This window comes from Herbaspirillum huttiense (genome assembly GCF_047300815.1).
GTDB lineage: Bacteria > Pseudomonadota > Gammaproteobacteria > Burkholderiales > Burkholderiaceae_D > Herbaspirillum > Herbaspirillum huttiense_A.
Genome location: NZ_CP178608.1, coordinates 2735279 through 2748925, shown reverse-complemented (window position 1 = coordinate 2748925; position 13647 = coordinate 2735279). Strand labels below are relative to the sequence as shown.

1 protein-coding gene is annotated in these 13647 nt (G+C 64.7%); it reads right to left on the bottom strand.

All coding sequences use genetic code 11. The features are described from left to right. Positions 1 to 199: 199 nt before the first annotated feature. Complete coding sequence (locus tag ACLRDN_RS12730; RefSeq protein WP_413460331.1) at positions 200 to 13393, bottom strand: filamentous haemagglutinin family protein; 13194 nt, start codon at positions 13391 to 13393, stop codon at positions 200 to 202. Positions 13394 to 13647: the final 254 nt, after the last annotated feature.

Genomic DNA, 13647 nt, shown 5'->3' with positions numbered 1-13647 from the left:
CTGTTAATCAGTCACTTACTGCACTCCTGAACAAACAACATTGAAGACTCGTAAAATGTTATTTAGTTTTTGCTGGCAAGCGGCCCTTGCCTAGCCGCAACGGCGAACCTCCCATCATATGCCAACGCATGTGCGATACATCTGCTTGCTGAACGACGAAGGCCCGCAAAAGCATCTGCGGGCCTTCCTGTCTCAATGCTCAACGTACAGCATCCAACGCCCTCCGCTCCTGTTCCGTCAGTCTGGCCCGCTGTGCGGCAGTTACCGTGGAACCCAGGCCGATGACCTGGACCGGGCTTTGACGGTCAGCTCCTGTATTGCGCAATCCCGCAGCAACATCCGCCGCCGGCCGCTCGCTGCTGCTCACTGGTTCATTTCCAAATCCCAGTACCCGCACGGTAAAGACAGACGGCAGATTCTGGCGTGCTGCAGCACGACTGCCTGCTACCGCATCCTGGGCAGCCATGGCTGCGTTGCTGGCCGCGGCACTGGCATTGGTGAGCGCACCGATGTTCACCGCCGCGATCGCCGGCAGCCCGCTGGACTTGCCCTCAGTCTGGATGTTGGCCGCATTGACCACCTGCAAGGCGGCCACATTGATGTTGCCTGAAACGCGAATGCCAGCTTCACCCGCATCGATCTTGCCCAACGGTGCGATCAGATCCACATCTCCCGGCAGCACCTCGGCAATCGGCGCCAGTGTCGCAATACCCGCTCCGGTCGCCGGCGTCTGCGGCGAAATGGTGACCGAACCGACACCGTCATAAATCCGGCGCGGCGGCGTGTAGATCACGGTGGTCTTGGCGCCGCGTCCGGCATTGATGTCGCCTTGCGCGGACCAGGCCAGCACGTTGCCTCCGAACGTGGTCATGATACGGCTCTGCCCCAGCAAGATACTCTGCATGGAATATAACGAGATGTCGCCTCGCCCCCGCGTGATCAGGCCAGCGGATGCGGGCGGCGAGCTGCCTTCCACACCGAAGGTCTGGCCGCCACCCGGGGTAAGTACCTCAATATTGCCGCCGATGTCAGTATGGATGCCCGCCGCACCGTACAACAACAATTCGCCCTGGTAGCGCGGCCCCGGATACATGGCCGCAATCGCATTGCGTCCGCGCAGATAGCTCCCATAGCGCGGGCTCTCGGCATCGTTATACTCGCGTCCGGCCGCACGCAATTCGGAAAAATAGACACGGCGGGCAAAGATGCGCTGCTGCTCCGGCGCCAGTGCCCCAAAATACGCCAGCGCCTCCTCTCCCCTGCCCTGGAACCCATACCGGTCAGCCAGCCAGGCTGCCAGCTCGGCCTCGTAGGTCTTGGCCACCTTGCCAGGCTGGTCGGCCAGCGGCACGCCCCCTTGCGCCAGGTTGGCAGCATCCAGGTAGCGCGCCAGCAAACCAGAGTAACTCGCCCCCATCGCGCCCAAGCCTGCTTGCACAGCAATGTCCGCACCCGGTCGGTTGTCACCACGTACCACCGGGCCAATGCTGTTGAGACTGGCCTTGTCGTTCTGGATGATGTTTCGCCCCGCCGACACCTCCAATGTGCCGGGACCGGCTACCTGGAAACTGGCGTAAAGAATGTCGCGACCCGCCTCGATGACGGAAACATCCCGAGCATTGGTATGGACCACCAGATTGCCGCTGGTCATGGCCGGCATATCGTCTCGCGTCATCCCGTACAGATAATCCGAGGCATCGCCCAGGCGAGTCCCGGTATAGACGATGTCGCGCCCGGCTTTCACTGCAATCGGCCCGGCACCGACATAATCGGTCTGGCCGCCACGCACACCATTGGTGTAGCTGACCACCGAGCCGCTGCGCAAGCCGATGATGTCGCCCTGCAAAGCGTAGAAGCGCGAAGGTGCCGAGGCGTTGGCTGCAATCCCGGCGGAGCCTGCGACGGTGTTGGGTTCGAAGGCCAGCAGAGGAAGGTGTATCGCATCAAGCAGTCCGGAGTCCATGGAGACGTTGCTGATGATCTCGTTACCTGCTTGGGTCAGTCCGGCAAAGGCCGGCCGGCGAATGCTGGCCATGGCCGAGGTATCGGCACCGGAAACGCTGATGGCATAGCCAGACCCGTAAATCGAGCCGCCAGCCAGCAGTTCGATACGACGCTCTCCCAGCGGCGCCAGCAACAGGCCGCCGTTGTTCCACTGATTCGCCGGCGGCTCAGCCAATTGACTGGCTACTGACCTGCCGTAGAAGATGCTGCCGCTGGCCGCCAGCGCACTCACCTGCCCCGGCAGCAGGAACCAGCCACCGCTGGGGTTGAAGTCCCACTTGGTGGCCGAGCCAACGAGCACGCTTTCCGTGGCGCGGGTATCGAGGGCCAGGTTGCCGCCGGCACTGCGCAGCGTGAGCGCGGTACGATCGGTCCACAAATTGAACCAGGTCGTGCCGTACTCGTCGCTGCCCGCGGCAGCGCTGAAGGATTGTCCGTTCGGCGTGCCGACCAGGCCGGCGTTGGCCACGCCGCCCATGACCAGGTCGCCGCGACTGGAGACCTGCACGCCTGTGTCGCCGGCGACCAGCATGAGGCCGCCATAAGCCTTGGATGTGGTCGCCGTGTAGGGATCGGCCGCACGCAGTTCACGCTTGTCCTGCAGCGCACCGTACTGGAGTTCGATCGCGCCGATCTGGCTGGCACTGATGGCGGTAGCGCCCCGCAGGTTCACCAGCGCACCATAGGACTCATGCGCCCGCGCGATGCCGACTCCGGCTTGCGTGAGCATGCCTTCCGTATGGCTGTTCCAGCCGCCACCGATGCGCACATCCATGTCACCGCCGCCGGTCAGCTTTAGCCCGCCGTCATCCAACACTCGTCCACTGCCGCCTACGGCCAGTACCAGGCCCTGGGTACGCCCCGGTTGCGTGGCGGCCACAAGGTCTGTCGAGCGGGCGCTGACGATGCCTGCATCGCCCCCGACCCGGATGCTGGCATTGCCGCCACCCAGCGTACCCAAACCGGTAAAGCCAACGACGGACGGCCAGTAGAGCCCGACCGCACCATTCAAGGGCTGCTGATACGCATAGGTACCGAAGTTGATCCACCAAGCGGTCGGTACGTCTGCCGCCAGCGCAGTGCCGCCGCTGCCCTGGCGCCACAGCCAGTTACCCACGCTGCTGCTGCAGCCGGTCGACTGGGTACCGGTGGTCCAGGAGTCCCCGGTCAGGTTGCCTGCGACATCTACCCGCAGGTCGCCGCCGCCGTCGGGATACCAGGCCTGGTAGAGACGTCCCGGGCCGGCGACCAGTCGCTCGTAATCCGCCGCCAGCGGGCCCGTATCGGTGCCCAGCACGGTGCCGTTGTTGATGTTGCCGCGTGGCTGGTTGTAGGCCGCGTCCAGCGTGGCATTGCCAAGTGTTCGTTGGGTACCGGCGGTATAGACCCCGTAGGGCGACTGCATGCTGAAGTTGCCGCCAGCGGCCAGGTGCAGATCTCCGGTGCCGGTACGTAACACGCTAACGATGGGCGCGCTCGGTTTGGCGACAGGGGTCTGGCTGGGCAGGCTGCCATTGCCCTGCGCCAATGCCCAGAAGTCGGTTGCGAACCCGAAGTCAGCCCAGCTGGTTGCCATGTACAAGGTGATGAGCTGGGGTTCGGTCTTGCCCACCAGTTCACTGATGTTGCTCATGCCGGGCGGCAACCCGCCCGCGGCAGCGATCACGGCATTGGCGCCTTGCAAGGTCAGGCCAAGCTGGATGAAGCCTTGCGACGCATTCCAGAAGTCTGCTCCCAGTCCGAAGTCATCCCAAGACAACGCTCCGTACAGCGCAACGATCTCCTCCTTGGTTTTGCCCACCAGATCGGCGTTGCTCATTCCGGGGGGCAGTCCGCCCGCAGCCGCCACGATCGCGTCGACCCCCGCTGAATTCAGAACAGCGGGCGTGGCTCCGCCGACGCGGCTCTGCACATAATGGGTATCGGCCAGGATCAGGTCGCCGCTGCGCAACGTATTGCGAATCCGCCCGTCGGCGGCCGTGGTATCGGCGCCTGCCACCAGGCTCATGCTCCACGACTGCGATCCTTCGGGCAGCATCTGCGCGACCGCCCAGTTGCGGGCCTGGCGGCCACTGCCATCGGCCGGACGCAGGTTGACCGAATCGGCACCGGATGGAAGGACAACGTTGGTGCCGGCAACGATAAGCGCGCCGACTGGCAAGGCGTTTGCCCCCAGTTGGGTCATGGAGACTGGCAGGACCGCGCCCTTGGGCCAGGTCAGGCTGGCGCTGGTCATGGAGACCGGCAGACGGATACCCGCCAGCAGTTGGACACCGGCCGGCAAGGTCAAGCCGGCGGAGCCAACCATCGTGCCGGCAGCCAGCAGGACGCTGCCATCAGCCGCCCGTACATCGGCATCGAGGACCGTGCCTGATGGCAGTGCCAAGCTGCGGTCCAGCGTCAACGCTGCCGGCAGGACGGTACCGGCCGGCAGGGTCACATTGCCGGCTGTGATGGCGTAGTTGAGCGCCTTGCCCGCCGGATAGACAGTACCTTCGGCCAGCGTCACACCCGCACGCGGCACCACAACGTCGCCGCTGAAGGGTTGCACGCCGCTGCGCAGGACCCAGCCGTCATCATCGGGGGTATCGGGTGGCGGAGCGAAGCCGTCGGTGATGCTGCCGAAGATGGAAAGGTCGCCACCGGCGCGCAGGCTTAGCATGCCGACCTCGCCGGATCCGGAGGTGGAGGTTTTGGGAGTCAGCGGGTTGAGGCTGTTGTAGCGCAGCCCGGACAGGTCGAGGTCGCCCTGTACGACCAGGTCTCCTTGTGAGGTGGCACTGACGATCTCGATGGCGGGTCGCAGCCGGAAAGCCTGGCGGTAAGAGGCATTGTTCAGGCCAGCCAGCTTGTTGTTGAGCAGATTGGCATTGCCCAGCGCATGATCGATGAACAGGCTGGCCTCTGCGTGCTTGCCATCGAGATAGGCCTGGTCGATCACCTGATAGGGCCGTCCGCTGGCGGCAGGATCGCTGCCAAAGGGGGCATCGCTGTAGCGTTGGCGTCCGTAGACTGCAATCGTACGGGCTCCCTGGATCGTGACTGCCCCACGCGCGTCGATGGCGATATCGCCGAAGGTGGCCGCATCGGCGTCGCTGGCGCTCCCGGTACCGCCAATACGGCTGGCAAACAGATCCAGCGTTCCGCGTGCAATGCCGTCACCGCCGTTGGCGTCGGTACCGTGGCGCAAATCGATGCGTGCACCATCCTTCAGGCTCAATGTGCCGTTGCCACCATCGAGCTGCACGACGGCCCGATTGGGACTGTCGATGATGTGGCCGTAACTGTCTACCCGCAGCTTGCTGCCATGTGCATCGAGGATTGCACTACCGGCCAGCGTAAGCCCGTTGGCGGCGAACAGGCGGATACTGCCGACCTGCTCGCCGGAGGCATCAATGAGGCCGTTGACCAAAAGCTGCCCGGCATCCAGCGAAACATTGATCTGCTGCCCCTTGAGTTCATTGCCGATGACCAGATCGCCCTGGCGGAACTGGAAGCTGCGCTCACCCAGGAAGCCGCCGGCATTGAGCTTGTTGTTCAGGCTGGCAAAACCGGCCGTCAGGCTGCCCCCGCCCAGCGCCAGGGCACGCAGCTCCACACTGCCGGCGCGATAGGCAAGCACGGTGCCGCCGGCATCGTAGTAACCACTGCTGCTGCCCAGCAAACTGCCCTGCAGGTCCACGGTACCGCCCAGCGCGATCGCGGAAAGCTGGCCGGCATTATTGTTGCTGGCTGCCAGGTCGATCACCGAGCCTGCCGCCTGAAGGATGTTGCCGCTGCGGCTTTGCAAGCTCACATCCCCGCCCCAGGAATAGCGACTGGTATCGAACAGCCTGATTTCCCGACCGGCCAGGTCCAGCCAGGCCGCATTGCCCAGGCGGATATCGCCCTCACTATTAACACTGAGCTTGCCGCTGGGCAGGGCCACGGTGGTATCGATACTGACGGTGTTGCCGCTCAGGCTCAGTTCAGCACCCGTACCTACGATCGCGGTCGCCGCATTGGCCGCACCACTGGCGGGCGCGACCAGTTGCAGAGCGCCACCGGCGGTGATTCGATTGATCGAACCGGGAGCACCGGTCAACAGGGGCGCCTCCAGGGTCAGGTTGCCGCCTTGGTACTGCAGCCCTCCGGCGCCTGACAACTGCGACTGGTAGACCGACAGCGAACCCTTGGAATTGCCGCTGATGCGATCATTGGCCGCCATCCGTACGCTGGAAAAGCCAAGGATGGTACGGGCGAAATCATCCAGGCCGCTTGGACGACCATGGGGATCGACACCGAATTCAATCTGGTCCGCACGGATTGCCAGCTGGCCGCTGCCACTGCCGCGCCCGCCGGCGATAGGGGCCGGTGCATTGCCAGCCAAGCCGGCCCAGGTCAGCTTGGCCGTGCTGATGGAGGCCAGATCGCTGGCCGTTCCGTAGCCGTAAATGGCGGGTGTGGACAGCACCAGATTGGCCAACCGGTACTGGCCGGTCACAGGATCGAGCGTGCTCAGGTCGACGCTGCCGAACAGGTTGAAGGATTCGGCGGCGCTCAACTCCAAGCGCTCCAGTGCCGGTGCGCCGTAGGCTCTGTCGCCGCGCAGCAACCGGTCCAGGATCTGCTGGTTCAGGGTCAGGCCTGAAGTGAGCACGCCGCGTGCCGCAGCAGCAGCGAGCTCTGCCTGGCTGCCGGCATTGACGCTGCCCACCGCCAGCACCAGGTTGCGCGTGCCGAAACGTACCGCCTCGTCGAGCTGGAAATCGCCCCGTGTGGCGGCCACCAGGCTGCCCTCCGAATACAGTTCGGTGGTACCGCTGCACACTACGCCGCAGCCACCGATGAGGATGGCGCCACCGCCACCGCTACCGCCGCTGGCTGCCTCCGGGGGCAGCACGCTCAGGTCAGCGTTGGAAGCAGCCAACAAGGAGACGGCGCCGGGCTTGTAGATGAATCCGCTGTCGCTGCCAAGTGCGGCACGGCCACTGCCGATGGTATTGATACCGGCACCGGTTTCGATCACGATGCCGCCCGCGCTCTGGCCCGTGACCAGGAACACTTCCGGAGCACGCAGCACGGCGCCATTGCGCAAGGTGACGGACTGCGCCACGCTGTCAATCTCGATGATGTTGCTTTGATTGCTGCCGTTGCTGGCCAGCCCGTAGGTCGAGAGCAGGCTTCCGCCAATGACCATGCGTGCGGCGCCGATGCGGTTGAGGTCCGACGCATATGCCGAGAGCCCGATGAATCCGGCGCTGCGAACGGCGCCGTCGGCCAGGATTTCGATCGCACCGCCATATTGGGAAGTCATGCTGACTTCCCCGCCGCGCCCACCCTCCCCCGGCGTAAAGTCCGCCTGGCCGGCGAAACGCAGTGACTGGTCGTTGCTGGAACTGAAGAGGAGGTTCAGTGATTTCGCATCCGCAGGCAAAGCTGCGCGCACCGTCCCGTTCCGGACGGCCTGCTGCAACACGAAATCGCTGTAGCTGGTTTCGTTGTACTGCGCATAGCGCCGCATCACGCTGGCGGGCGTCACGATCAGCTGACTTGGCACATTGGCGAGTACACTGGTATTGGCCGTACCCACTTGGCCGGAGACGGCATAGGAGCCATTGCGCATGGCCACGCCGATGCCGGCAGGAGGTGCTTTGGCGTCGCCATTGATTTCCACGCGGAAGGCGCCTGGCAGCAGTGCGTAGCTGGACGGCAGCAGCGTGTAAACGCCGGCGGCCAGGCCTGGGATCTGATTGCTGCTGATATGGACCTGCTGACCGATGCGCGGATCCACGGCACCTTCGGCGTTGGCCGGGGCGTAGGCGGAGGCATAGCCCGGAAGAATCGCGTAGACCGGATTGGAGGACAGCGATGGCAGGCTGAAACCATTGGCACCCACCTGCATCAGTGCAGAGAACCTGGCGTCACTGGACCCGCCACGGCCGGACACGAAGCCTGCCCCGCGCACATCGCCACCACCGCTCAGGTCGAGCCTTGCGCCAGACTCAACGGCAATCTGTTCGCCAGTGATCTGAACGCTGCCACCCGCGTTGATGCCCTTGAGCGCGATGTTGTTGTCTTGGTAGAGGTAATTGACACCATCGGCCGTGCCGCCATAAGGCATCAGCAGGCCGGCGGCACTGACGGAGGTGAGACTGCCTGGTGCCAGGGTGATCTGACGGCTCCTGCCACGGCTACCTGCGGTACCCAGGCTGATGGAGCCCAGCGGTGCCCGCACCACACCGCCCTGCTCGACGTAGGCGGCTGCCAGGGTGATCGAGCCGAACAGGCTGTCGGGTACCGCAGGGTCACTGCCCTGCGCGTCGTGGCGCTGGATCAGCAGCCGACCATCGGGCGAAAGATCGCTCACCAGCTGGCGTCCTGCCGTCACCGATGATGAGGTGCCGGTGGCAGGATAAATCTGGCCGGCCTTGAGGATGATGTCCCCGGAGGAATTCAACTCGACATCGGTGAAAGCGCCGTTGCGCAAGCGAGCCCCCTTGACGAATCGCAAGTCGCCGGCGCTGTCTAAGGTGGCCTGCGTGAATCCGGCACGATTGACCGCCGTGACGCCGCTGGTGGCCTGCAGGCCCAGCGTGACAGCGCCCTTGATGTCGAGCAAATCGCCCTTCACCTCCAAGGTGGCCGTCGTGGGGGCAGTCGAGACGCCTCCCTGGTACGAAGGCCGCGTATGGAAGTCCATCGCCGCACCGTTGTCGGTAATGCCCGCCAGGAGCACATAGGGAGCCGCCAGCACGACCCGTCCGCTTGCCACACCGTCAGCCATCCCCATCCCACCCGAATAAAGGCGCAGTTCGCGCGTCAGGGAGAGGGAAAGATCGCCCGCAAAACTCAGCGCGCCGTTGCTGTAGAGCCGCAGGCTACTGAAGCCGCCGTCTGCAACCTGGTTCATGCCCAAGCGGGCGTAACCGTATTTCCATTGGCCCGGCAGCAGACTCGTAGTCTCTCCCTCGGCGCGTTGCGTCAGTACCAGGTCACGCAGGTTGGCCACCACGCCATTGCTTATCGAGCTGTAATTCGGCGCTTCCAGCGCCACGGTGAGCGTACCGCCAGACGCGCCTGTCCCGCCGCTGGCGGCGTTCATCGTGCCGTCCAGATACAAGCCATTGGCCGAGACCAGCTGGATATTGCCGCCGTCGCTGGCCACCGGCACCGCACCCCGGCCGTCCAGATCGAGCATCGCGGCCGCACCGGATGCCTGCAACGATGCACCCTTGCGCAATACCACGAAGGCATCAGAAGGCAAGGCCCGGCTGGCCGACTCGAGCAAGGTTCCGCCGACGATGATGCTGCCGCCCGGGCTCACGCGTCCATACGGATGACCGCTGCCATCGTCCACCACGTAGGCCAGTCCCGATGCATCCAAGACCGCATGCTCGCCCAGCAAGATGGCACGCGAACCGCCCGCGCCATCGCCCACGATACCGCCTTGCTCCAGGCTGACCGTGGTGATCCTGCGCGGCCCGAACAGGCTGATGCTGCCGCCATTGGCCTGCAACAAGCCATTCACGGTGAGGCTGCCCTGGCTGGAGAAGCTCATGCTGCGACCTGGGTCGACCGTTACACGCGCTCCTTCACCGACCGAAATATTGCCGGTCGCGCCTGAGACGTCACCGGTCGTGTCCCCTACCCCTGCCGCGAGCACGACATCGGCGCCCAGGCGCTGTGCTACGGTGCGCCGTGCCGGATCAGCCTGGAACAAAGGCGGCAGCAGCGCTGCGGGAACCTGCTTACGCGCGTTGGCGTCACGCCATAAGGCGGCGTCGCTCGGCAATACCGGCATGCGCACATCCAGTGCGGTACCGTCGGCCACGATGAGGCCGTTGTAGCCCCGTACTTCGTAACGCGAGAACCCGCTCTGGAACAGGTCCGCGCCAATCCGGGTGGGCCCGGTGACGCCTGCATTGCGCGCCAGCACCGTGCCAGCGGCCAGGCGTGTCCCGGCGGGAACCAGTACCCCACCCGCCGGCGCCAGCGAGCCCGCCGGCAAGGTAATCATCGACTGCCATACCACCTCGATTCCGTTGGGGAACACATCCTTGGGGACTACCCAGCCGGTAGGCATGGAATTGGTCAGGCGCAGTACCGTCCCCTTGGGGATGGGCGGGTGCGAGGCCTGGTCGTAGAAGGAATAGCTGTAGCGGGTACCATCAGCCGACTCAAGAGTGAACGCCCCATACTGGTTGGTAATGAGCGGCGGCGTCCAGTCCGCCTGCAGGGTGTACCAGATGGTCTGGTTGTTCTGGTCGCGAATGCGCGGCCCGCCGGAGTCCTGCGTCACGATGCTGCCTGCCGGAACATGATCAGTCAGCAGCGCATACGCGAATGGCAACGCTTCGCCAGCGCGCACCTGGTAATCCTCCGTCAGGGCGACGTCGAATTGCAGTGCATCGCCGGCCTTGAGTTGCAGATTGCCGACCACTACCGCGCTGGAAGACTCGACCTGCAGGCTGCCACCTCCACGCACGCCATAACCGCGCACGTCGCCCTCCATGGTGAGCGTGGCGCCGACCTTGGGCGAGCCGTTCGCAGCCAGTCCCGCCCCCAATTGCACCGAACCGCCCTTGCCGCCGCTGAGCTTGCCATTGCCGATGATCGCCGCACCCGAGGACACATCCAGCAGTGATTCACTCACCAGCCTCACATCGTCGGTAGAACGGATGCTGATCAGACCGCCATCGAGATAGGCCAGCATGCCCTGGTCACCGCCTGGCTGGGTCAGATCGCCAACGCGACCCGAGGCGTCCAGCCGCACACCGCGTTGCACGGTAACGCCGGCACTGCCACCTGCGCCGGCCTGGGCGACGCTGTCAACGATCAAGCCATTGTCGCGGACCTGCAGCAGCACGTTACCCAGCCGGATGCTGCCAGCATGCACCGTCAGGTTGGCCGCTACGTCCACCAGCGGGGCGAACAGCACGACCTCGCCGCCGTCAGCCAGCTGCAGCGCCTGGTTGACCTTGATCTCTTTGGTCGCGGCGATGCGCAGGCCGCCCAATCCGCTGTTGGTCAGGGCGGCGCTATCGAGGATCAGCTTGCCCTGGCGGGAGGCAGTCACGGGGTCTTGCAGCGCCACGCTGTCGGCCACGGCATTGCCGTTGTCCAGACTGACCTGCTCCACCAGGCCCTTGAGCGTGTAGCGCACGCCTCCCAGGGTGGCATCATAGACGGGGAGGTATTGGCCGGCGATCAACTGGGCCCGTTGTGCCGCCGAGAAGTGGGATTGCCGGTAACCGTCCAGATCGGCCTGTGCTGCCTTGGTCTGGCGCGGCCCCTGATACGTCTCGCTGACCACGCTGCCCTCCAGCACGGCATTGTTGGTGGCCACGATCAGTCGCCCGGCATCGCGGCCGACCGTATACCCGGTTTCCATACGGGTCTGCGGGGCAATCAGCGGATTGTAGAAATACTCGCTGGTCTTGCTGCCCCAGCGTACGTGGGTCTCCTCGAAACCCCGGTAGAGGCCGTCATACAGCATGTCGCCCGGCGCACGGCTGGCCTCGTAGAGCCTGCCGTCCGCTCCCTTGAGCCAGCTCTGGCGGATCAGGCCGCTGGCCACGTCAAGCGACCCACCGGAGAGGTTGATGCTGGAGCCGCGGCGGGTAACGAAATCGCCACCGGTAACAGTGATCGAACCGCCTTGTGCCATGCGCTCACCCGCGGTATGGCCGGTGGTACCGAGATAACCGCTGACTTCCAAGAGTCCGCCCGCGGTGTACCAGCGATCCCCGGCATAGCCGTTGGTACCGGCCGGCACGCGCACCAGGGTGCGGCGATCCACCCACAAGGTACTGTTGTTGAGCAGCGCAGCGTCGCGGTTGACAGCCGCATCGCGCAGCTCGTTGCCCTGTACATTGATGGCGAGGTTATTGCTCTCCATGGCCAGCCGCACCCCGACTGCCCCGGCCACATCCAGCGTGGCACCCTCGGCGACCAGGCTGCGTATCGGCGCGCTCACGGCGATCTCGCCTCCGGTGGCCAGGGTCATTGAGCCACCCTCGAATTGCACCGTGCTGCCGCTGACGATTTCGATGCGTGAAAGATCCTTGCGGTCCGCAACCGTGCTGAGGTTGTCAAACACCCCGTTGACCAAGTTCCCGCGTCCGACGCCGCTAGCCTGTATCAGCGCATCGCGCTGGCCGTCCAGCGCGGTGGTCGTGCTGTCGTCCACTAGGATGGCCGTACTCGAACCCGCGGCCACGGTCACGCTGCCGCTGCCGTCACTGGCGCGGTTAGAGAGGTGGATGGTGCCGCGCTTGGCCGTCGAGCTGCTCGACAGCAGCACGCCGGCCTGGGTGACCTGATGGCCAGTGAGGGTGATGTCGCCGGTGGATGCGACGATCAGGCCGCTGTTAAGCACCGCGCCGCTGGCCGAAGTGCGCGTCGCCGACACTTCGTTGCCGGCCGTAGTGGATCCCGCGTTGGCATCGGTGCCGACACCCTTGCGGATGGTGAAGCTGTCACCGGCCGCCAGGACTGCCTGGCCCGAGGGTGTCATGATGCGACCGGCATTGTTCACTTCGCTACCCATCAGCAGAACGTAGCCACCGTCCTGGATGGCCGACTGCGGCGCGCGCGTGGTGATCCGCGCCCCGGCCTGCACCACCAGGTTGCCAGCCGCATCGGTGAAGCTGGGCGCTGTGCCGGTGGTATCGACATACAGGCCGCGGTTGCTGAACTGGGCGTCGCTGATCCTGGCGGCGGCCGCCACCAGATTGCGTACGTCGACCTGGCTGCTGCCGCTGAACACTACCCCGTTGCGGTTGGCGATGAGTACGGTGCCATTGGCGGCGATCTGGCCCTGGATCTGGCTCGGCCGCGCCAGCGGATCATTGACCCGGTTCAGTACCGCCCAGTTGGCGTTCTGGGCAAAGTTGAGGATGGTGTTTTTGCCGATATTGAAGCTTTCCCAGTTCAGGATCGCCCTGTCGGCGGTCTGCTCGATACTGACCACGGTGCGGCCGTCGCCGCTGGACTGGGTGGGCGCGCGAGCGTTGAGCCAGCCGCGCGTGAGCGAATTGGTGTCAACCTTCAATCCACCTTCGGCCAGGCCATCCGGTACGTTGCCGCCATTGGCCAGCGCCGCCTGGCGCGCAGCTTCCTGTGCTGCCTGCTGGGCGGCAATGCCGCGTGCGAGCATGCCGAGATTGTCCAATGAACGCTGTAGCTGCAGGTTGGCCTGTTGCTGCTGCTGGGCCGGATTGCTGAGCCAGGCCGCTGGCGTCCCATTGGGGAGATACCCGGTGGCTGCCGCGCTGTTCTGCGTCGCGCCCTTGCTGACGAACCAAGCCGGGCTGAACGCCTGTTGTGCTCGCGCGTCCTGGACCGCCGTTGCCGCTGCCAGCAAGAGCACGGCGTGGGCGATGGGTGCCGGTTTGAAAGGGTTCATGTTCCTGCGTCCGCTGGCGGGTGAACGCGCTGCACACTGACGGCCATTGTTCATCTGTTTTTCATCCGAATTGGTCTGGGTGGCGAAACCGGCAAGACGGCGCGGCAAGAGACGCTCCGGCTTCGTGGAGGAACGGTCTGCAAAAAGCGCAGACGATTCCGACACGCCAAGACGAATGGCGGGCGGACAAACCGCAAAGAAACTGCACGAAAAAAACATGAAAAGCTCTGCAATCGGCTCCCATTTCCCTGGCG